Raw genomic sequence first — 23,464 nt, forward strand, 5'->3', positions numbered from 1 at the left:
GTTACTGTTACTGAGGCGTTTGATATTAATACGCTATCTGTTACTCCACTTAAATTTCTAATATCTAAGTCTAGAGCTGTTACTGTTACTGTGGATAGTTGAATCATTCCATTATTATCTACTTTTATTGGCTTTGCATTACCCAGTGAATCTTGACCATTTATTAAAACCAATAATTTTGATGCAACACTATTAAACACTAAATTATTTGGCATATTATATTCTCCTTAGTATATATTTTTTCACAAAACTTCCTTATGTATTATACGCAAGATTTTTTTTTATTGTTACAATAATAAAGATATATCTATTTAATAAATGTTTTCTTAATTATTTGTAATTTATTATTAAATTTTTAATTTAATGACTAATTTTTTTATAATATAAATTTAAAAGTTATTTTTAATACTTTAATTAGAATCAATCGTTATTATTAATATTCTTTTTACTTCTTATAATAGTAATTTAAAAAGTTCAATACCTTTTTTTCTCATTTAATTTTCCTCAATTTTATAACCTAATCCTATCTGTATATGCATTTAATCTTACTGATACATCTTGATTTGTATTTATTTTTCTAATATCATATTCATCAATATTTACATTTACTTTTGATTCTGTTATTCTATTTTAGTTTTATGAACCGAACACGAAATTAAAAAGGATAATAAGAAAATGACTAAAAATCATTTTGTTATTATCCTCTTAACTTAAATTTATAAATTTTTAAATTAAATTATCTTTCTTTAATAAATTAAATAATGTTGAATCAAGATTAAATTGACCCATTAAATCTTCCACTTCTTGTAATGCTTTTGCCTTTTTCTCCTTAGATATATGATTCTTTGATGCTCTAATTAATATGTTTTTAGGAGAATGTGCTATATCTATAAATTCTAGAAGTTGAGTTTTATATCCTATAGATTCTAGTAAATTGGCTCTTACTGAATCTGTCATAAGAGCTGCAATTCTCTCTTGTACTATTCCATACTTTGTTAATATAGATAATGATTCTGCTTTCATCTGGTGATTAAATTCATGCTGACAACAAGGAACAGAGAAAATCATTTTACTATTCCACTTTATCGCATTATATAAAGCATAGTCGGTAGCTGTATCACAAGCATGTAATGTAATTACCATATCAACTTTATTGTTATATTTAAATCCGTTTATATCTCCAAGTTCGAAATGTAGATTTTCATAGTTATATCGTTTAGCTATATCATTACATTTGTTAATTACGTCAGCTTTAAGATCTAAGCCAATCATTTTTACATTAATTTTTTTAATTTCTACAAAATAATAATATAATACAAATGTTAAATAAGACTTACCACATCCAAAGTCCAAAATAGTAAGTTCTTTGAAATCATTATTCTTAATTTCATCATCAATAATTTCTACAAATCTATTTATTTGCTTATACTTATCATACTTTGAATTAACTACTTTACCTTCCTTTGTAAAAATCCCTAAATCTATAAGAGGCTCTATAATCATTCCCTCTTTAAGAATATAGTTTTTTTCTTTATTATGCTCCTTTTTAATAAGTTTTGTATTATCACTTTTTTTCTTATTAAAAAGAATTTTACCTTTTTTAGAGATTTTTATATCAAATGTATTGTCACTTGACCAAGCTGAAACTTGTTTATATCCAACTGATACATATCTTAAAACTTTTTCTTCTAAAACATTTGTATCAATATTTTCATGGAATACTTGCTTATCAGCGAATTTCTCTATTTGATAATACTTTTTTCTATCATTTTCTTTTACTTCAAATGTTATCTTATTATATGTAGCTTCTTTATTCGTTTTATTACTAACAACTAGTTTTATAATATCTTCCTTTATAATCTCATTAATTGCTTTATTTAAATCATCCATTTTAACACACCTTATCATTTATTTTTAAGGCACATATAACAAAGGTGACTACACCTCTTTTTAATTGAAAATGGAGAATTGATAATTTACATTTATAGTTGAAAACCACGTGTTTTCTCAATTATCACTCTTCAATTCTCAATTTTAAAAATATCTCTAATCTTACATTTTGTCAGCCTCTTAATCCCATAATTTTTCATAATTTCTTATACATTAAAAACTTAAAATCTAATTTTACCTTTATTTTAAATGTGCCTAAATTAATTTTCTATACAATAATACAATAATGATGCCATATATATCAACTCTATTAATGTAAAATCCTTATATTTTTACTATATACATATTAATGTTTATTCAATAGTTGCCGAAATATAAAAATAGGATGTCACAAAATAAAATCTTATGATATCCTATTTAAAATATGCTAATTAATTTTTAAAAGAAATTATTATTGTTGTACCTAAATTAAGTTCACTATGTACATCTATTTGTCCATTATGAATCTCTACTATCTCTTTGCTTATTGCCATTCCAAGTCCACATCCCTTGTGACTTTCTCCAGTATTGCTTGCTCTGTAATATCTATTAAATAATACTTTTAATTCTTCTTTATCTATACCATTTCCATTATCTTTTATTTCTAAAACAACACCATTTTTAGATGAAATATTAATATCAAGTCTTGTATACTTAGGGTTATGAATTAACGCATTAAATATAAAGTTGTTTAAAGCCCTCTTTATATATTTCTTATTACACAATAAATATATTTCCTCTGAATCGTAATCTATATTAATATCTCTATCCTCATAAATAGGATTGTTCAATATATCTATTACTGTTTCTCTTATAATATCTAATATATTTTCTTTTTTATATTTAATAGGAACCACCTTATTCCTAAACTTATAAATTAAGGAGAGATCACTAATTAAATCTTCTATATAAGCTGCTTTATCTATAATTATTTCTCCATATCTATTAGCATCCTGTGCCTCTATTTCATAATCTTTATTAGCTAAAAGCTGAGCATATCCATTTATAGAAGCTAATGGTGTCTTTAAATCGTGAGCTATGTTTGCTATCCAATCTTCTTTATGCTTATACATGTTTTTTCTTTCTTGTTGGTTTTCATATAATACATTTGCTAAATTCTTTAGATTCTCATTAACTTCTTTATATAACCCTATCTTCTTTTTAGTCTTAATATTAAAATCTCCCTTAGATAATAACTTAATATTACTAATTATATCTGAGACAGGTGTTGCAAGTTTTCTACTGAATAAATATCCTGCAATTATTGTTAAAAGAAAAGTTAATAATATAAGTGCTTCATAAAATTTAAATGCTTCATCTGTAAAATCTAAGGTATAGGTAAATGTATCGTTTGCAGAAAACCCCATAATAACACTGTATTTTTGTCCATTCTTTTCAAATGTCTTAGCTGAAATTGTTGATGGTTTTGGCATTTTATATCCCCTAGTTGAATACTGTACAAGATCTCCAGCTAAATATTCCTTTGGAATTTCCTGAGGCTTATTAATATTAAAAATTTCTTTATTACTTTCATCTAATACCTGAAGCCAAACATTATTATCAGTTAAAACTTTTATATTCTCATTATTTAAATTAAAATCATCACTACTATTTAATAATTTAATTTTGTATTGTTCACAAACTTCACTAGGACTAAAAGTAAAATTATAAAACTTATTTGAAAAAGAGAATCCCTTATGTACAGCAAGTAAGTTTACGGAAAAAAATATAAATTGAACTATATATATAATAATTATATTCCAAAATAGGAACTGCAGTGTTAATCTTTTTTTCATATTATTTAACCACAAGCTTATAGCCTAATCCTTTCAAAGTCTTTATATAATTAGGCTTACTTGGGTTATCCTCAATTTTTTCTCTTAAGTGCCTTATGTGTACCATTATTGTATTATCATATCCATCATAGTCAAATCCCCATATATTAGCACAAAGATTATTCTTACTAAATATTTTATTTGGATTTTTAACTAAAAATAATAATAATTGATATTCTTTTGCTGTTAATGTTATTAGATTAGTACCCTTTGAAACTTCGCCATTTTCTTCATTTACAGTGATATCACCAAAAGTTAATGTATTTTGTTTTTCATGATTCTCTAATGGATTATAGCTGTTTCTCCTAAGCTGAGCTTTTATTCTTAGTATCACCTCTTTTATATTAAATGGTTTGGTTACATAATCATCCCCACCAGCTTCAAGACCATTTAGCTTGTCTTCATCATCTCCTTTAGCTGTAAGAAATATAATAGGACAAAAGGAAAATACTCTAATCTTATCACATACCATATATCCATCTATATCTGGCAAATTCACATCTAAAAGTATAATATCTGGTTCTATATCTTTTGAGGTTAAGATAGCATCTACCCCATTAACTGCTTTATATATATTTTTAAACCCCTCTTTTTTCAATACCTCTTCTAAAAGACTAATCAATTGCTCCTCATCATCAACTAATAGTATCTTCTTATCTAATAAAGTATATTCTGTTATCATTTTAAAGCAACCCCTTTATAGTCTCATATTTTACATTATACTACAAATTTGTCTTTAAATAATATCCTTTTTCTTAAAACTTACAATATCAAAAAAGAAGATAATTGCAAATAATACTAAACTTACTGAAATTATAGGTAATATTTCAGTAATCAAGCTTAAGCCTTGTTGTCCTACCACTAAGGCATAAGTCCATGGTGCATATATCCAATATTTTGATTGCACTATAATTGCTGATGAAAGAACAAATGTCATTCCCACTCCTATAGGTACTGATACTGAATTAAATCTATTAGATAATACAAATAATAAACATATAAAAGGCTGTGATGCTACAAAAACATATACCATATTTATAATCTCATTAATTGGAATTATATCTTTAATTCCAATTAAATACACTCCTATGGTGTACTCAACTAAATATGAAACTATCGATATAGTAAATATTAAAAGTAAAACTAAATATTTAGCTATATATAAATTTTCTCTCTTAATTGGCATTGTTAAAATTTGTTTCCATCCATTGTTTATATTTTCAATCCTACCTATTGTTATAGCTACATATATTATAATTAATGGTAGTAGAAAACCTACAAATGATATAAATGATACTGATGATACAACGTCTAAAGATAACATATCTGTCATACGCTCTTTCATATTTGAATAAAAATTCACTCCCATTATTATTGATATCATTGGTAAAAATACTGCTAATTGAAAAACAGATGTATGTTTTATTTTTAATAATTCAGCTTTAAATAATTCCATAATATATTCCCCCTTGTATAACTAATAACTTTCTTTTTTATTGAAGAATCTCAATATAAATACTATTCCTGATATAGTTAATGTTAATGCGATTATCCCTATTGTCTTTAAACTAAAAGGAACTACATATGAAGAAAATGATGCAAATGAATATGGATTATAATTACTTATACTACTCCCATTAAAAAATAAATTTGATGATGTAATACATATAACTCCAGCTATTCCTATTGAAATCAAAGTATTTTTATATTTTAATGTTAAGAATAAATGAATTGTCATAACAGACATAACTGCTAAAAATTGAATACTGAGCATTTTAAAAAAATAAACTAAATCTATATTTTCTGGAAACTTCATAAACTTTCCTATTAAAATTAAACATATTAAATTTATCAGTAAAGCAATCATCATAAATATTAAGCTAGTTATAAACTTTGATAAGATTATCCTTTCTCTTCTAACTGGTTGAGTTAAAGCTAATGTCCACCCATTGTTTTTATATTCATTATCAAATATTGATCCTAAAATCATTGCTCCAAATAAAGGTAAGTATTCTTTGAAAAAAACTAGACTCTGTTCTTTTAACAACATTTGCCATGATGTTATACCCTTTTGACTAGCTAATGGAAATAGGTAGCTCTCATATCTAAGAATAAAATCAATAAATAAAAGTAATGAAGAACAAACAGGTATAGCCACAACCATAATCATTAGCATAGTTCTCTTCTGTTTAAAAATATCATTTATAACTAAATCCTTTAACATACCTTTCCCTCCTTAGTTAAATCTAAGAATATATTTTCTAAAGATTTTTCTTCACATGATAAATAATTAACATCAAAGCCTGCTAACACTAACTCTTTACATAACTTTGAAGCTGTTAATTTTTCACCTTTAACTACTAATCTTTGCTCTTCTTCATTAACTCTATAACCTCTTTTTTTAATCAAACTTATAGCATTTTCTTTATCTGAAACTTCCACATATACGTTAGAACCACTATCTTTTCTTAAACTCTCTATACTTCCCTGATATATTAATTGACCTTTTTTTATAATTCCAACTTCATCTGCCATAAGTTCTATTTCACTTAAAATATGACTAGAAATTATAACTGTAATTCCTCTTTCTTTTGGTAATGATTTTATTAGTTCTCTAATTTCTTGAATACCTGAAGGATCTAATCCATTGGTTGGCTCATCTAAAATTATTAATTTTGGATTTCCCATTAATGATTGTGCTATTCCAAGTCTTTGCTTCATTCCAAGTGAAAATTCTTTCACTTTCTTGTTTTTAACTTGTGTTAGCTTTACAAACTCTAGAACTCTCTCAATATCTTCATTAGAAAGTTTTAAAATTTTTCTCGTTATTTCTAAATTTTCATAGGCAGTTAAATGTCCATAATATGAAGGACTTTCTACTAAAGCACCTACATCTTTAAGTATCTCTTCTCTATGTGTTTTAATATCCTTTGAAAACACATGTACTTCACCAGAACTTGCCTTAATTAGGCCTAATAACATTCTTATCGTTGTAGATTTCCCTGCACCGTTTGGTCCTAAAAATCCATAAATTGTTCCTTCCTTGACTCTTAAGCTTAAATTATTTACCGCCTTAAAATCTTTAAAATCCTTTGTTAATTCTTTTGTTTCTACTATGTAATTACTCATTTTTTCTCCCCCTAAATCATCTTTAACTTACAAGTAAAGTATAATCCTTCTAATTTAACCCTAAATTTAGTTAACCTTAATTCTTCCTTAATTTTAGGATCTTAGCTTAAATTATTTATAGTATCCTTTTATTAACTTTAAAGTATTATCAAAATGAAACTTATTAAACTTTGCAAAACCGTGATAATTATGTAGATTCTAATAACACTATAACTGTTAACCTCACTCTATTTATGTTAATATAAACTCTATATTTTTAATATCTTTTATTGCGTTAATTTGTTATAATAGGTAGATAGTATTAAAAATACTTTATATATAGAAAGAGGTGTCCTATTATAAATACTAATTACAAAAATACAGAGAATAAATTTGAAATCAAAGATAACTTTACATTAATGACTATATTAAAGAAAAATGGAACTCCACTTATAGCTAAAATCAATACTGCTGATTTAGAGAAAGTAAAAAGTGCTGGAACTTGGTTTGCAGAATGGCATAAAGATTTTAACAATTACTTAGTTCAAAATATAAGTTCAACGAAAGTTAATAAAAAATCTAAGCCTTTAAAACAAAGTTTACAAACCCTTATTATGGATACTACTGCAACTACACCAGTTCAACATATTAATGGCGACACTTTAGATAATAGAAGATGCAACTTAGAGATATTCAAAAGAAATGCTTTAAATGAAGTTGAAACAATCGACAAAGACACAGTTGCTATAATCTTAAAAGATAAATATGGCAATATAAGTTCAAAAGCTTTAATTTCTATTGAAGATTTAGACACTATTATAAATGATGAGTATACTTGGGTTAACCACAAAGTAAATGGTGAAAGTTGTGTTATAGCTAACACTCTAAATGGCAGAATTCATTTAGATAGAGTTCTTATGAATCCTGATGAAAATAAAACTATACATCACATAAATCTTAATCCACTTGATAACAGAAGAGAAAATTTAGAGTTAATTAATATATAAAAACCATATAGTTGAATCAAAAACGGGTAACACTTAGAGAATGTAAGTATATTTGTTCAAAACAAATATACTTACATTCTCTTTTATTATTTCATATCTAATACAAATCTTATAATGTATATTATTGTCTACATATAATTATCTTTTAATATATTTTGTAATTAATCACACTAAATAGAGTAATCAAATTATAAATAATATGGAAAAAACTCTTTTAGAATCAGTAAATATTTGTGTAGTTATATTATCAAATAAATAATGGAGATATCAAAACAAGTCTTGATACCTCCATTATAATAAATTATCTATATTATTAAAGATTTTCTAAATCATTGTCTATTTTAATCACTACCTATTGAACCCTTTATTCCTAAGTTTAAATATATACAATGGAATATACGCTGCCAATATCATTAGTATAATTAACTTTATTGGGAAGAAAAAGATTAAAATAAGTACAACTGCTATTGGTTTTTTAAGTATACTACTTGTAATTGAAGTAGTTACAAGTGCAACTGACGTTACTGGATCTATTGAAAATAACATAGCAATTCCATATCCTATACTTGCCCCTGCAAAGATAACTGGAAATATATGTCCTCCACGCCATCCAGTTGATAAACAAAACTCTGTTATAAATAACTTTGCCATTCCTGTTATGAACAACAAATAGATAGACATCTCTTTCCATTCCATTGCTAATTTTGTTAGCTGATGTTCCCCTGAAAATAAAATATTGGGAAGAAGGGTACCTAGTAACCCTAGTGCCAAACCACCAATAACTGCTTTTATTACTTTATAATTTTCAAGTGGCTTAACTGCCTTATGAATAATATATCCAAAAAACTCATATAACATTGAAAATAACACCCCTATAAATATAAGTGGTATTATGGCTATAATTTCATTTTTACCCACTGTAGCTTTACCAAAATTAACTATAGAAAGTTCCCTATTATCTATTTTGGATAATAGTATAAACACCCCAAAACCTGCAATAGTAGTTATTAAATATACAATTATTTTTATTATTTTTATAAACTTTGAATCTTTTTTATCCTCAAAGAATGTAGTAAGTCCAAATAGTGGTGCTCGAAAAATCATACCAATTGTTGTTTCTATACTATACTCTGTTAATATATTTCCATATTCTTTTATAACTTGCTTTTTATTAACTAAAGATTTAAGAATATCTCCTGCCCATGTAGAAAGACCTCCTACTATTCCAACCAATGCCGCCTCTGGTCCAAGACTAGCACCAAAGGAAAGAGATGAAAGTGCAGCTACTGTAGCCTTAGGTAATGATTTATAATCAACTCTTTTAGTTTTGTTAAATTCAGCTAGGACCTCATCCATTTTTCGAGGATAATTACCAAATTTCTTTTGACATATACCTACTACAACTCCTCCTACTAAACATAATAGTAAAGTCCAATTTTGAATATAAAATAAATTTGGTAATGTAATCCACAAAAATTTAGTTGTAAAATTAAGCACAGATAAAAAAAACCATGTTAAGAAACCAACAACGGCTCCTATGACTGTACTATATAATATTAAAATACTTAATTTTAAATATTGAATCATGTTATATTTTTTCTCCTTACCCTCTATGTATAATTATTATCTTAACATAAAATAATAATTATACATACCTCTTTAGTTTATAAAAATCTATTTGTTACCTAGTTAAATCTATTCTTATTTTATTGTTCTCATCAAACTTTGAATATTCTCCTGTTCTATCTCCATTAATAAAGAACTTATCTCCTTCATACTCTAGCCACAACTCATATTCATTTTTATCAAAGGATTCTTTAGGTACTCCTGCCACCCTTCCATTTATAATATCACCATATTTATTTACCCTTTCACCACAAACTAATCTATATGCTAAATTATATAAACCATTTCTAACTTTTTTATCTAATTTAACCCTAACTAACTTTTTATCTAATTTAACCCTAACTAACTTTTTATTTCCTTCTTCTTTATAATCAAGTATTTTTATAGAACCATCTTTTTCATCATAAACAACTTTATCTATGGAATCCTTAATATTTATTTCCTTAACATTTGCTTCTCCTGTAAAATATTCTTCAGCTACAAAATCTATATATTTAACATTTTTATCAAAGTTTGCAATTAATATTCTCCTATCCCCATCTTCAGAGCCACGAATAAATATAGAATCTCTATGTTTATCAAATCTATCATACTTTAACCTAAAAGTTTTATAATATCTATTGTCATTATCATCTTCATTAGACTCTCTTAATGATTGCTCTGGATATTTACACTGTATTTGAATATATAAAGGAGTTTTAATTACTGATTTTACAGTTACTTCTCCAATAATGGTATTCTTCGTTTCATTGATATCTTTTACTATAGTATCTTCTTGTAAATTGCTAATATCTGCTGTACCACTAAATGACCACAGTCCATATACATTGGTTATATTCTTCATATCAATTTTATAGTTAAATTTATTTGGTAAATCCTTTATTTCTAATCTAGTAATATAGTAGTGCAATCCATCTTTTTCTTCATGAATAATGTTGTCAATATCGGGGTCGTATTGCTTACCATCAATATATATGTCACAACTCCAAACTTGAGGCAAATCAACACTTTCATCTAAACTTTCTACCGAATATGCTATAGTCATACCTGTGCTATCTCCAATTACTGAATACATATTAACTTCTAAATTTTTATCAATTGCTGTACCTATAACTTCTTTACTATTTTTCTCTACTTCTTCAACTATGTTCTTTTGACCGCTAGTTTCATGAAGAACCTTAAAGAAATCTCCTACTAAAGGTAGACTCTCAGCAAAAGATGGTATAGTAAATAATGATGTTATAAACAAGGTTCCTGCAACAGATGCAGCTATTAATGCCCCTCTCTTTTTATTACTTTTCTTTTTTTGTGGTAGATTAAGTAGTATCTCCTCCAACCCATTATGAATTTCACTAGGTACCTTTAAATCATCATCATTCTTAAATTCTTTCTTAAAAAACTCATCCAAGTTAAAATCATCTTCCGTACTATTATTTTCTTCAAATAATCTTCTAACCTTTTTGTCTTTATCTTCAAAGCTATGGTCTAATTTATTATTAATATCCTTACTCATGATAATCCTCCCCTAAAATACTATATAATTTTTCTCTGCCACGCTTTAACTTAGTCTTTACCGTATTTTCATTCATATCTAAAGCTCCAGCTATATCTTTAACAGAAAAATCTTCATAATAATATAAAGTTAATATTATTCTAATGCTTTTAGGTAGTAGCTCTAAAGCTCTCTTTAAGTCTATATTTTCATAGCTATCTTTATATCCCTTGTTCAAAACTAACTCATCATTCTCTAAAACTTCGTTATTGCTTTTTCTAATTATCATTAAGCATTCATTAATCAATATTCTTATAAGCCAAGTCTTAAAATACCCCTCTTTATTTAAGGTATTTATTTTTTCAAAAGCTTTTAAAGTAGCTGCTGACATGGCATCAAGGATATCCTCATTTCTTGAAAGATAGTTCTTTGCCACACGGTACATAGTCTTTTCATTTTTTCTTATAATGCTTGCAAAGGCTTCCTTACTTCCTTTTTTAGCTAAAGTCACTTCCGTAAATTCCAAAGAAGCCCCTCTCCCTTCTATAGTTATTTCCAATCTTTACACCTCCTAAAGTTCTTACATCTATTTAGATGCTCCAATTCTTAGGTAGGTTTCAAAAATTTAATAATTTGTATATATTTCTTCCTAAAAATATAATTTTATATGTCTTTACGCTATTAAAACTTGTATTTATAATTATGTAAGTACAAATTAACTTTAATTTTTATTATACATACAAAAAAAGCTTCAGTATATTTTTATTTCTACTGAAGCTTTTTTAATTTATTCAAAATTCCATCTTATATACTACTTAATACAAAGCGTATAATTATTTATCTACAACCACCACAATAATCTATTTGTTTATATGGTGGTGGCATTAGGTTTGCATCTTTATATTGGTTAAATATAATATTAACCGTTACTCCATATTCATCCTTTGAATTTCTTATTTCTTCTAATACTCTATTTGCAATGTCTAATCCTAACTTGTGACCTTCAGATAAATCTAACATATAATGCACTCCAGCATAAAGTCTTGATATAGAACATTCATTACATAAATTAGTTATCTTAGAAGATTCCTTTGGGAAAAAGAATGATAATATTCCATCAACACATCCAGCAAAAACAGAGTGTCCAGCTGGATAACTTGGATGCATAGGTGTTTTTAAATATGGTGTAAAATTATGATTATATTGTACTGGTCTTGGTATTTGATAAGCATATTTGTAATACCAGCATATTACCATAGCATCATTTAGAGCTGTATATAATACACTATATATTCTTGTTGCCAAAGTTGGTGGAACTAAATAAGTGTTTATTAGGCATTGTACTGTTGGAATAAATTGATTTTGAGGCACACCTAACCCCCAATAGCTTGCAATAGTTTTTTGATCTTCAGTTAGATTTTTAGAAGCTTCAATCACTTGTTGTAACTCAATTGTATTAAATCCATCACTTTGTTGTGGTGTTTTAATATTAAAGGCTATAGGATTTCCATTTAAATCAGTAAATCCGCCGTTGACATCCCTTTTAAAATAATATAATGGCCAACTTCCTGCACTAGGAGTTTCTCCAATTGGTGTAAGATTACTTTCTGGATACGGAATTGCGTCCCATCTATTTTTTAATATACAACAATTATAACTCATTATAATCCCCCTCTATTGTTTACCATATACCACTAATAGTTTAAATACTGTAAATATAGTACATAGTCAATAACTTATCTTAGTTATACCTTATGGATATATTGTTTTCTTTGTTCTAAAATTTCTACATATAATTTTTCTAATTGTTATATACTTTAATAAATGTTTACTCCAAAGATGACATATCCTTATTACTCACAATGTTTTAGGGATTACTTCATTTAAATTAATATAGATTTTAAATCTATCAATATATCCTTATACATTACATTTTCAATTGAACTTAAAGAACTATATAAATTACCAATGTAATGCCTTATTGCCTTAGTTATAATTTTACTACTAAAAATAATATGGTTGGAAAAATTTCTCCAACCATAAATTTATATTGCTATATTTAATATACTTACAAAATTATAAATGATAATTTAAACTGATACTTCTGGTGTATCTTTTTTACTATCTGTATATCTTTTTATTGAAATAAAAGTATATATAAGATTTAATGTAATACTTAGTATTGCAATTGCAAGCATAAATGAAGTTTTTCTTGGAACTAATAGTTCAACTGATTCTGTAAATCGAGGGAATGTAAAATAATACATAAACCAAGCTGCAAGGGTAAATGCTCTTGCCTGAAGCCAAGTTCCCTTTTTAATAAATATAGCTGGAATTGTACATGACATTATTACTATAAATTGCAATGATGCAGATCCTGGAAAATTCAAATATACAAAAGCCCAATTCCAAACATCATAAGCTATAATCCAAAATAAAGACATCTTATTCCATACCATATCTTTTTCCTTTGAATCATCTGGACCAATTTCTTTCCATCCATAAAATAAGGTTGCAATGGACAATATACCTGCAATACCATTTAAAATATTAGGAAGGTTGCCCATAGAAAAATCTTGAATAACTGCCTCTGTAATATTAGCTGAAAGTATCAAAGCTGCAACCATTTTAGCAGCATTTTTCCTTCCTAGTTTCGTAAACCTTACAAGAGTAAACCATACACTCCCTGCAACAGCAGAATAAACCTTAACCCATTTAAACCAGTATGTTACACCGTTACTTGCCCATAATGGAATCATAACTATTGGTAATACAAAGAAAAATCCTATTGCTGCCCACTTTTTTCTTCTAAATAATTCATTTAGAATCATTAATCCAGTTAATGCAGCAAACCAATGAAAAACTGATAAAACTGAGTTATGTTGTTTAAACTCAGTTTTATAGAATCCATTTTCATACCCTATTGTCTTTTCATCTATAACTCTTAGAGTTCCGTTATCAAGTTCAGTTATGTTATCATTTATGTTACTATTAATAATAATCTTGTCTTCATCTCTCTTCCATGACTTTTTTTCAGTTATTTGGCCTTTCCCAAATTGCTTTATTATTGTAACTGTTCCCTTTGGATTAAATTCTAGTCTATAAATTAATCCTCCCTCTCCACGGTTACCATCTACAATTCCTTGCCATGTTCCAACAATATCTTCACCTCCATTATTAGTCTTTGCATAGGTTGTGTTTCCTACTAATACTAACGCTATGAAGAAAAAAATACCAAATAATAGTTTAGTAATATTTGAGCTTAATACTTTTTTTATAAAACTCATCCTTCTTAACACTCCTTGAATTAAATTTTATACTAATTAATTATACCATATTTTATATATTTATAAATATTTTTCCAATAATTAATTGTAAATCTTCACACAAATGCTTAATACAAAAAAACCGCACCTATCTATGGTACGGTTTCTTAATTATTTATTTAATAAGGCATTAACTTCATTTAATGTAGGTATTGCAGGAATTGCTCCATTTTTTGTAGTAGCCAACGCTCCCGATGCATTAGCAAATTCAAGTATTTTTTCTAACTCATTTTTAGACATTTCTATAATATATTTTAAACTTTTATTTTTTATACAATAGTGTATAGCTCCTAAAAAGGCATCTCCTGCTCCATTAGTATCTACTACGTCTACTGTATATGCTTTAACAAGTCCAAATTCATTATTTTTTCTATAAAATGCTCCTTTTTCTCCTAGAGAAACTAAGACTAAACTGACACCCATATCAGCTATAACTTTTGATCCAACTTCGAGATTTTTCTCTCCTGTAAGTAAAAATAGCTCTTCTTCTGATACCTTCACTATATCTGCAAATTTAATAGAATTCACCATTTCTTTTATAGCTAGTTCTTCATTATCCCATAATAGAGGTCTATAATTTGGATCATAGCTTATAATCTTATTCATACTTTTAGCTAGTTTTACAGCCTCAAGTGTTGCAGTTCTTGATGGTTCATCTGTTAATGATACAGAACCAAAATGTAAAATTTTGCAGTTCTTAATTAATTCCTCGTTGATTTCATTACTGTTTAGCATCATATCAGCACCGGGTTTTCGATAAAAACTAAAAGATCTATCTCCATTTGTATCTAAATGTACAAATGCTAAGGTAGTATTAACTTCCTCATCAACAATTATGCCTTCAGTGCTGACATTAGCATCCTTTAATGTTTTTATTAAAAATTTCCCAAATGAGTCGTTTCCAACCTTCCCAATAAATGCTGTTTTGCCGCCAAACTTACTATTAGCTACTAATACATTAGCTGGTGCCCCTCCAGGATTTTGACAAAACACCTTATATCCTTGCTCATTAACTCCTACAGGCGTAAAATCTATTAATATTTCTCCAATTGCAGTTACATCAAACATTTCTTCACCTTCTTTATTATATTAATACTATACTTGTGTATTATTTGTATTTAACTTAAACTCACATTTGTATTATTATATTTCAATAACAGCCTTTACTATTTCTGATTTATTATTTACACTAAAATCCATTGCTTTTTGAACATCATCTAAATTGAATATATTTGTAATTATTCTCTTCAAATTAATAGAACCATTAGCCACTGCTTGAATTGCCATTGGATATATATGCCTGTATCTGAATACAGTCTTAAATGTAATTTCTTTATCTAATGCTAAACTCATAGGCATATTCATCATTCCCGTCTTTCCATATCCAACTAATACAATATTCGCACCTTTTTTTGCCATATGCACTGACTGTTGAGATGTTACTTCTGTTCCAGCAGTTTCAAATACAAGGTCACATCCTAATCCATTAGTTAATTCCATAATAGACTTTATTGCATCAATTTTACTTGCATTAATTACTTTCGTAGCCCCTAATTCTAAAGCCTTTTGCAATCTATTTTCCATAATATCTACAACGTATACTTCTGTAAGTCCCATAGATTTTAAAGCCAACATAGTAACTAACCCAATACATCCTGCACCTAATACTACTGCTGACTGTCCCGCATGTGCTTCTCCTTGCATTGCTGCATGAAATCCTACTGCTAGTGGCTCAATTAATGCTCCTTCCATTGTATCTACATTATCTGGAAGCTTAAAACATAAATTGGCTTCATGAGAAACATACTCTTGGAATGTTCCATCTACTGGTGGTGTTGCAAAGAATATTACATCTGGACACAAGTTATATTTTCCTGAACGACAAAATTCACAATTTCCACATGTTTTTCCAGGTTCAAGAGTTACTCTATCCCCAACTCTAAGATGTTTTACATTTTTACCTATTTCAACTACAGTTCCTGCTGCCTCATGTCCTAGTACAAAAGGTGGCTCAACAATATAATCTCCTATTCTTCCTGTTTCATAGTAGTGAAGGTCTGATCCACAAATACCTACATATTCAGTTTTAACTAAAACTTCGTCATCTGCTACTTTAGGTATGACTCTCTCTTCAAACCCCATTTCACCTATTCCATTCATAACTGCTACTTTCATTTTATTATTCATATATTTATCTCCTCTCACAATATAATTTATTTAATTTTTTATATATAACTCTTCTTTCTTATCTACAAATTTAAATATGAAAGTGAGTAAAAAGCTAAGCAAAAATCCAACTATACAAGAAACTAAAAATCCACTAAATCCTTCTCCTAAATACACTGGAAGTGTTGCCAATCCTGGGAAAGCAAATGATGTAGCCGCAGCACCTGTTGCTCCTGCTATTGCTCCACCAACCCCTCCAGCTATACAAACAAATATTAATGGTTTTTTAAGCGGTAAGTTAACACCAAATAAAGCAGGCTCTGTTATTCCAAATAATGCAGATATTGCAGCTGATAGTGAGATAGTTTTTAATTTCTTATTCTTTGTTTTTATACAAACTGCTAATGCTGCTCCTGCTTGAGCAAAGGCTGCAGCCCCCATAAGTGCTAGTATTGTATCATAGCCATTTACTGCAATATTGTTGATTGCTAAAGGAACCAGACTCCAGTGGAACCCAAATATAACCATAACCTGTATTAACGATCCTATAAAAAATCCTGCTATCGTTGGGCTAAAGTTATACGCTATCGAGTATAGGTCTGCTAAAAAATCCCCTATCTTAATTCCTATAGGTCCAAACACCAAAATAGTAAGTGGTATTATAATTAAAATAGAACAAAGAGGTATACAGAAGCCCTTGATAACTTCTGGTAAAATTTTACTAATAAATTTTTCTACAAAATGAAGAATTCCAATAGCTAAAATAATTGGTATCACACTAGAAGAATAAATTGCAGGTATTACCTCAACCCCAATAAAATCTATAATCTTATCTGACTGAAATAGCTGAGTAATGCTAGGATGTACTAAAATCATAGCTATAAGAATTGATGTAAATGAATCCGTATTAAATTTTTTAGATGCTGTATATGCTAAAAAAATAGGTAGGAAATAGAAAAAACTATCTGATATTGAGTGTAGTATTACATATGTACTGCTTGTCTCAGAAATCACAGTAGATGCTACAAGAATAGCTAAAATCCCTTTTAAAATTCCTGAGGCACTCATTACATTAACTAATGGTAAAAACAGCCCTGATATTACATCAATTAATTTATTTATGATATCGGTTACCCCTTTGTCAAAAAAATTATTGTTTCTTTTTCTCTCGGTAAAACTCATCCCCTAATGTCCCCCTTTTCTTATGTAAATTACTTATACAAAACTATTTTGCATAAGTTCTTTGTATATATAATAAATCCATCTGCAAAAAATGTCAATAAAAATATAATTATAATTTTTATTGACATTTTAAATAAATAATGGGCCCTTAGGATGTTATTCCTTAATTTATTATTTTTATCACTTTTTATTTTTTACATATATTTTTATCATCTTAATTAAAATGTTTCTTCTAAATTTTTTACTATTATAATTTTCTTATAACAAAAATGACCCAAGCATACCTCTGTACTTGAATCATTCAAAATCTATAATTAAAACTTTATATTAAATACTATTTATAAATTTATCTATATGTATTAATGCAGCCCCTACAGCACTAGACTCTTTTTTATATCTACACACCCTTAAAAAATTACTTTCTCTTTCAAAAGCATTGCGGTTATTGACTAGTTCTTTTAAATCGTTAAAATATTTTTCCATATACGCTCCTACGTAGCCACCTAAAATTACATTACAATCAAACAACATTCTTAGGTTGTTAATTACTATAGATAAATAGTTTAAGTAATCATCCCAAACTTTTTTTATTTTATTATTATCTTTATTAAGAATATTAAAAAATTCTTCTAAATTTCCATTTGTATGCTTAGATAAACATAATGCTGAACTATACGCATCTACACAACCTTTTTTTCCACAATAACACCCTTTCCCATCAGGGATTATTGTCATATGTCCTATTTCCCCACTCCTCTGATTTCCACCTTCATAAATCTTATTATTTAATAAAATAGCACCCCCTACTGTATTGCTAAGAGAGATATATACTATATTATTAATATCATCTAGGTTCCAAGTTTCTGCTATGCTTGCTGCATTGGCATCATTGCTTATAACGCATGAATATGATATAAACTCATCAAAATTTTTACACTCCATATTACTTAATTCAAGAGCATGCGAATATAATACATATCTTTTATCGTTTGATAAGATACCTGGAACTGAAATCCCAACTCCAAGTATTTTTTCTCTACTTATTTTACTATCTTCAACAAAATTTTCTAATATTTCATTAAGTTCTTTAAAATAACAATCTGTATTTTTAAACTTTTTAAAAACCCTATTACTTTTTATTATGTTACCCATTAAATCAACACTAACTATACTAATGTGATTTTTAGTAATATCCATTCCCAAAGAAACTTTAGAATCCTTAATACAAATAATAGTCTTTGCTTTTCTTCCTCCTGTGGATTCAAACTCCCCGTCTTCCATTATTAATCCTTCTTCTTTCAATATTTTCAGGTTTTGGGTAACAGTAGGAAGACTCATTCCTAGTCTATTAGCAATTTCTTGCTTAGAAGTTTTTTTGCTTTTATATATTAATCTATATATAATATTTCTATTTATTTTTTTTATTTCCATACTATTTTTTTTTTCGAAATTCATTGAATATAATCCTCCAATATATTTACTTATATTACTCTTAACATATCATAGGTTAAACACTAAAAGTAATCTTTCTAAAAGTTCATTAATTTATTTAATCGTATTTGTTTAATTTATACTATATTTTATCATAAAAACAAAGATTCTATTAACTATTTGTGGATTTTACAATGTAGTATTTATATTATGATTTCAATTTATGACTTTTCTATTTAATTAGATAAAACTTTATTCAAGTAAGAATCACTAAGTAAAATTATTTTCTTAGTTAACTATATTGTATTTATATGACTACATTTATCGTAAATATATCTAATTTCATTATAAAGTTTAAATGTATATTATACTAATATATTCTCATCAATATTTAAAAGTAAAAATAGCTATTTACCTTTCTATTTTTATAAAATATTAAATATATTTAAAAACTATATTCAATTTAAAGATTATTCATACCATTTATATTGAAAAAAGGATATTTTTATGATAAACTTCAATTTGAAATCAATTCCAAGTTCTTTTTTTACATTATTGGATAAATTGTTTGAATATAGCATCATTATGTAAGTTTTATATTAGTTTAAAATATCATTTTTTACATTTGTATAAATATTATTTCAAAGTAAAAAGTGAGTTTTAATATACTCATGAACAACTCTGTTAAGTATTTATCAATATGCAACTTAAGTTTTATGCGATTTCTTGATTTTTTAAATTTCAAACATAATTTTTTATAACTTAACAGATAAATTAAAATTAAAAGGAGATGAAAAAAATGAAACGTTTTAGCAAATTTTTGATACTTCAATTATTCTTTATGTGCGCTATTTGTGGGAGTGCAATAAATGTTTATGCTGATGAAGTAAAACAAAAAGAACTTTATACACTAGAAGATCCTACATGGCTTAGAAAAACTGACTTTTCCAAAGGATTAGGTCACGATCGTCAAGATCTAGGAATTATTTTACCTGCAAATACTCAATTTACAATTAGACAAACAAATCCTAATTTTAAAGGAAATCTAAAATTGAAATTGTATAATGATAACAATCAACACGAAATCTCTAAAGAATTTAATCAAACATCAATTACTGTATCTAATCCATATAATTCAGTGCCTTTTGTAGATACTATTTATGGTGGAACTGAAAAACCTAAAGTTGAATATACAGTAACTAGCAACATGCAAACTTTGCCTACTTATAGAAAAGGTGATAATGAGCAAACGTTTTTTACCCAATGGGATAAAACAGCTGCTCCTTTTGCACTAGTAGTAGATAATGATTTTCAATTATTAGTTCCCCAAAAAGACAAGGCTTATATGAAAAATATGAGAGACTTTGCTTCTATTGATCAATTAATACTTTATTATCGTGATATTTTTTCATATTACAATAAATTAACAGGTATTAGCTTTGATACAAATGTGAAAACTGATAAAAATATTCCTAACAAATATTTTATGAAAGCTGATAAAAGTGGTCCCGGAGGTGCTTACTATGGCGGTGACCATACTGCAGAAACTTCTGATTCAGTAGCTGGTTTTTGGTTATCAAAAGGTTGGGGAGCTCTCCATGAAATAGGTCATGGTTATCAAGATACTTTTAATCATGGAGAAGTTTGGAACAATATCTATGCTCATAGTTTTCAAAAAAAAGATCCTGATGTAAACATCTATACTAATGGATGGTTATATGATTATGGCAGAAAAAGTACGGTTGACTATACCGTCAATAAACTTTGGCATCAAAATAAATCAGCTTTTAATACTTGGGGTTTAAGAGAACAACTTTATGGTCATGTTCTTTTAAAAGATAAAGCTGGAGAAGATAGTTTTGCTCATCTTAATCAAGAAGGTCGTAAACTTGCTAATACTATTGGATTTAATAAATCTGACTATAAACAATTTGATTTAATTAGTAAGTATTATGGAGAAATAAGTAAACTTGATTTTACACCAGTTATAGAATCTTTTGGTGGAGAAATGACTTCTTGGCAAAAGGAACAAAATAGATATAAAAATTACAAGCCTGTTGCACCACTAAATGAAGTTGTTCCTGATAGCCAAGTTGGACAAATACAACAATCATTAAAATTAGAAACACCTTTATCTTTAGTAACTACAGATGATTTAGCCACTACTGGCTTAAAGGGCAATGTAACTTTAAACTTTAAAATTGATGATTTTAATCAAATTAAAAATCAAACTCTTTATTTAATGAATGGAGAAAAAGAAGTTAAAAAGATTACTATTACTGATCCAAGCCTTTCATTAGGTCAATTACCAGTAGGTATTTATACTATTTATACAACAAATACTGACGATAAATCATATACCCTTGATACTCATTATTTAAGAGTTAAGGATGCTACTAATAATGTGTCATTAAACTACTCATTACGTGCAAAAAGTAGCTTGGTGAATCAAGAAATTGACTTTTTAGGTATATCTGATAATTTATTTGCTACAGCTACTGTAGATTTAGAAAATCAACGCTTAAATATAAAAGTAAATAACAAAGACCCACATTTTTATTTTCCAAGTGATAAATATCCTTTTTATGCTAAAATTGAAATTCTAGATCAAAATAATAATGTAACTTACACAAGATTAATTACTGGTACAAATGAGAAACTCGAAACTAGTAGTCAAATATTAAAAGAAGGTTATAAAATCAGAATAAATCACCTAGAACCATCACGTTTAAAGATTAGAGACAATAAAACTGCTCTTAATAATGTTAAGACTAATACATTACTTGTAACTAATCAAGGTCTCAAAAATGAAATATTAAATCAAAACTTAAATCAAGAGTTAGCTCAAAGAATTGATGCATTTGCATCAAAAATTTATGCTGAACAATTAATGGCTAAAAGTGACTGTGCAGAATCAAAAATAGAGCTAAAACTTGCAATAGATGCTTTAGTAGAACCTTTAAAAACTCAAATGTTAACAAAATACAAAGACCTTTTACCAAAGCCTACAACAAATAAAGAAAACCCAAATGAAGGTTCAGCCTTTACATTTGACTTTAAAGGATATAGTGATAAGCAGTTTGCAAAGCTTGACCTTGACCTTAAAAATTTAACTAGTAAACTTACAGTTGAAAATATTAAAACACACTACTATTTCAATGACAGTTATGCTTCAATTTTAATTCAAGACGAAAAAGGACAAACTATTTTTGACAAAGATTTTATTGGTAATGAAGTCAATGACGCTTTAACAAAAGATATACCTCTAAAAGAAGGTTATTATTTAACTGTGAAACACAGAGAATTTAAAGGTAGACTTTTCATAACCAATGAAAATAATAATCTATTACTTGATATAAACTCTGTTAATTCATATAAGATTAGCAAAAATGAATTGAAATCAATTGATCCAGGAACTATACCAAAACCTAATAATAACGCCTATGTTGGTAAAAACTTTAAATTCACTTTTAAAGGTGCAGAAGAATGGCTTTTTGCAGAATTAAACTTAGATTTATCTTCAAATCAAGCTAAAATTGATATAAAAAATGGTGATGCACATTATCTTGTTACTGACAGTTATGCATCAATTTTAATTAGAGATGCTGAAGGAAATACTGTTTATACAAAAGATTTTATTGGTAATAAAGTAAATCAAGCTTCAATCCAAAATATTTCTATTAAACCTAATTACTATATTACAATAAAACACAAAGAGCCAAATATAAATAATAGATTATTAATTACAAACACAGACAATAAATTAGAATTAGATAAAGATAAGAGTATCACTTATAAAATAACCGATACTGGATTAGTTAAATCTTCAGAAGACGAAATCAAAAAACTACCACTTAAATATGTAGTAAATTTTGATGACACAAAAACTATAACAAGCGATTTGCAAATAACAGGTGAATGTGTATCAGGCAATAAAGTTACCAATATAGAGATAAATGTAAATGGAGCAAAATATGCAGCTGAACGTAGCATGTTAAGTGATCCTCAAAACAAATATGCAGGATATGATTTATCACAGGGTGCATTTAAGATTGATTTAAATTGGTCTAATTGGTCTGATAATCCTTATTCCTACAAGATAATTGTTACAACAGAAGATGGACAAAAAACAACAATTAAAGAAGGAACTTTAATTGTAAAAAAACAATCTGGAGGAACAGAACAAATAAATGAATGGAAACCTGGTACAAGTTATAAGCCTGGAAATATAGTAACTTACAATGGTTATAAATATAAATGTATTCAAGCTCATACAGCTATATATAGTTGGGAACCAAAAGTAACTCCTGCACTTTGGGGAAGAATTGCTTAAATATAAATTAGATTTATTCATTGCTTTTT

General features: G+C 27.3%; 18 protein-coding genes. 2 read left to right on the plus strand and 16 right to left on the minus strand.

Annotated elements, in window-relative coordinates:
- From BM119_RS06355 to BM119_RS06385, 7 genes are all read right to left on the minus strand, one after another.
- On the minus strand, positions 1-215 hold a 215-nt coding region (locus BM119_RS06355), incomplete at its 3' end, for a hypothetical protein (protein ID WP_143087302.1).
- 511 nt (positions 216-726) lie between these two features.
- Positions 727-1,890: a class I SAM-dependent methyltransferase gene (locus tag BM119_RS06360; RefSeq protein ID WP_090039891.1), complete on the minus strand. Its 1,164-nt coding sequence runs from the start codon at positions 1,888-1,890 to the stop codon at positions 727-729.
- 431 nt (positions 1,891-2,321) lie between these two features.
- Positions 2,322-3,725 (minus strand): sensor histidine kinase, encoded by a 1,404-nt coding sequence (locus BM119_RS06365; RefSeq protein ID WP_090039893.1) that lies wholly within the window; start codon positions 3,723-3,725, stop codon positions 2,322-2,324.
- A 1-nt stretch (position 3,726) separates the two neighbouring features.
- Entirely contained in the window at positions 3,727-4,446 is a 720-nt protein-coding gene (locus tag BM119_RS06370) for a response regulator transcription factor (protein WP_090039895.1), read from the minus strand.
- A gap of 54 nt (positions 4,447-4,500) precedes the next feature.
- A complete protein-coding gene (locus BM119_RS06375) occupies positions 4,501-5,220 on the minus strand; it encodes an ABC transporter permease (RefSeq protein WP_090039897.1) in 720 nt (239 codons plus the stop codon).
- Between the two features lie 21 nt (positions 5,221-5,241).
- Complete coding sequence (locus BM119_RS06380; protein ID WP_090039898.1) at positions 5,242-5,988, minus strand: ABC transporter permease; 747 nt, start codon at positions 5,986-5,988, stop codon at positions 5,242-5,244.
- Positions 5,982-6,893, minus strand: coding sequence for an ABC transporter ATP-binding protein (locus BM119_RS06385; protein WP_090039900.1), 912 nt, complete (start codon positions 6,891-6,893; stop codon positions 5,982-5,984). Before BM119_RS06385 ends, BM119_RS06380 begins: the two co-directional genes overlap by 7 nt.
- Positions 6,894-7,291: 398 nt before the next feature.
- Between BM119_RS06385 and BM119_RS06390 the strand changes: the two genes are divergently transcribed.
- Complete coding sequence (locus tag BM119_RS06390) at positions 7,292-7,879, plus strand: hypothetical protein (RefSeq protein WP_090039901.1); 588 nt, start codon at positions 7,292-7,294, stop codon at positions 7,877-7,879.
- Positions 7,880-8,227: 348 nt separating this feature from the next.
- On the opposite strand, the gene BM119_RS06395 is transcribed toward BM119_RS06390, so the two are convergent.
- From BM119_RS06395 to BM119_RS06435, 9 genes are all read right to left on the minus strand, one after another.
- On the minus strand, positions 8,228-9,466 hold the full coding sequence (locus BM119_RS06395) for a chloride channel protein (protein ID WP_090039903.1): 1,239 nt from the start codon (positions 9,464-9,466) through the stop codon (positions 8,228-8,230).
- A 94-nt stretch (positions 9,467-9,560) separates the two neighbouring features.
- Positions 9,561-11,018: a DUF4179 domain-containing protein gene (locus BM119_RS06400; RefSeq protein ID WP_090039905.1), complete on the minus strand. Its 1,458-nt coding sequence runs from the start codon at positions 11,016-11,018 to the stop codon at positions 9,561-9,563.
- Positions 11,011-11,556 carry a sigma-70 family RNA polymerase sigma factor gene (locus BM119_RS06405; protein WP_090039907.1) on the minus strand — a complete coding sequence of 182 codons (546 nt, stop codon included), beginning with the start codon at positions 11,554-11,556 and terminating at the stop codon, positions 11,011-11,013. Before BM119_RS06405 ends, BM119_RS06400 begins: the two co-directional genes overlap by 8 nt.
- A 278-nt stretch (positions 11,557-11,834) precedes the next feature.
- A complete protein-coding gene (locus BM119_RS06410) occupies positions 11,835-12,659 on the minus strand; it encodes a phosphatase PAP2 family protein (RefSeq protein ID WP_090039908.1) in 825 nt (274 codons plus the stop codon).
- Positions 12,660-13,087: 428 nt separating this feature from the next.
- Positions 13,088-14,284 (minus strand): DUF5692 family protein, encoded by a 1,197-nt coding sequence (locus BM119_RS06415; RefSeq protein WP_090039910.1) that lies wholly within the window; start codon positions 14,282-14,284, stop codon positions 13,088-13,090.
- Positions 14,285-14,434: 150 nt separating this feature from the next.
- Positions 14,435-15,391, minus strand: coding sequence for a carbohydrate kinase family protein (locus BM119_RS06420; RefSeq protein WP_090039911.1), 957 nt, complete (start codon positions 15,389-15,391; stop codon positions 14,435-14,437).
- A 75-nt stretch (positions 15,392-15,466) separates the two neighbouring features.
- Entirely contained in the window at positions 15,467-16,510 is a 1,044-nt protein-coding gene (locus BM119_RS06425) for an NAD(P)-dependent alcohol dehydrogenase (RefSeq protein WP_090039913.1), read from the minus strand.
- 30 nt (positions 16,511-16,540) lie between these two features.
- Entirely contained in the window at positions 16,541-17,671 is a 1,131-nt protein-coding gene (locus tag BM119_RS06430; protein ID WP_090039914.1) for a PTS transporter subunit EIIC, read from the minus strand.
- 327 nt (positions 17,672-17,998) lie between these two features.
- The gene (locus tag BM119_RS06435; RefSeq protein ID WP_090039916.1) at positions 17,999-19,126 is read right to left on the minus strand and encodes an ROK family protein; all 1,128 of its coding nucleotides are present in this window, start codon (positions 19,124-19,126) and stop codon (positions 17,999-18,001) included.
- A 775-nt stretch (positions 19,127-19,901) separates the two neighbouring features.
- Here BM119_RS06435 and BM119_RS06440 point away from each other — a divergent pair.
- A complete protein-coding gene (locus BM119_RS06440; RefSeq protein WP_090039917.1) occupies positions 19,902-23,435 on the plus strand; it encodes a putative mucin/carbohydrate-binding domain-containing protein in 3,534 nt (1,177 codons plus the stop codon).
- The last annotated feature ends 29 nt before the right edge of the window (positions 23,436-23,464 follow it).

The organism is Clostridium frigidicarnis (assembly GCF_900111985.1).
GTDB classification, from domain to species: domain Bacteria; phylum Bacillota; class Clostridia; order Clostridiales; family Clostridiaceae; genus Clostridium_Z; species Clostridium_Z frigidicarnis.

Coding starts and splice junctions, on each gene's coding strand:
- BM119_RS06425 (WP_090039913.1), bottom strand. CDS start 16,510: ATGAATAATAAAATGAAAGTAGCAGTTATGAATGGAATAGGTGAAATG.
- BM119_RS06440 (WP_090039917.1), top strand. CDS start 19,902: ATGAAACGTTTTAGCAAATTTTTGATACTTCAATTATTCTTTATGTGC.
- BM119_RS06430 (WP_090039914.1), bottom strand. CDS start 17,671: ATGAGTTTTACCGAGAGAAAAAGAAACAATAATTTTTTTGACAAAGGG.
- BM119_RS06365 (WP_090039893.1), bottom strand. CDS start 3,725: ATGAAAAAAAGATTAACACTGCAGTTCCTATTTTGGAATATAATTATT.
- BM119_RS06360 (WP_090039891.1), bottom strand. CDS start 1,890: ATGGATGATTTAAATAAAGCAATTAATGAGATTATAAAGGAAGATATT.
- BM119_RS06395 (WP_090039903.1), bottom strand. CDS start 9,466: ATGATTCAATATTTAAAATTAAGTATTTTAATATTATATAGTACAGTC.
- BM119_RS06390 (WP_090039901.1), top strand. CDS start 7,292: ATGACTATATTAAAGAAAAATGGAACTCCACTTATAGCTAAAATCAAT.
- BM119_RS06400 (WP_090039905.1), bottom strand. CDS start 11,018: ATGAGTAAGGATATTAATAATAAATTAGACCATAGCTTTGAAGATAAA.
- BM119_RS06435 (WP_090039916.1), bottom strand. CDS start 19,126: ATGAATTTCGAAAAAAAAAATAGTATGGAAATAAAAAAAATAAATAGA.
- BM119_RS06375 (WP_090039897.1), bottom strand. CDS start 5,220: ATGGAATTATTTAAAGCTGAATTATTAAAAATAAAACATACATCTGTT.
- BM119_RS06415 (WP_090039910.1), bottom strand. CDS start 14,284: ATGAGTTTTATAAAAAAAGTATTAAGCTCAAATATTACTAAACTATTA.
- BM119_RS06420 (WP_090039911.1), bottom strand. CDS start 15,391: ATGTTTGATGTAACTGCAATTGGAGAAATATTAATAGATTTTACGCCT.
- BM119_RS06370 (WP_090039895.1), bottom strand. CDS start 4,446: ATGATAACAGAATATACTTTATTAGATAAGAAGATACTATTAGTTGAT.
- BM119_RS06410 (WP_090039908.1), bottom strand. CDS start 12,659: ATGAGTTATAATTGTTGTATATTAAAAAATAGATGGGACGCAATTCCG.
- BM119_RS06380 (WP_090039898.1), bottom strand. CDS start 5,988: ATGTTAAAGGATTTAGTTATAAATGATATTTTTAAACAGAAGAGAACT.
- BM119_RS06385 (WP_090039900.1), bottom strand. CDS start 6,893: ATGAGTAATTACATAGTAGAAACAAAAGAATTAACAAAGGATTTTAAA.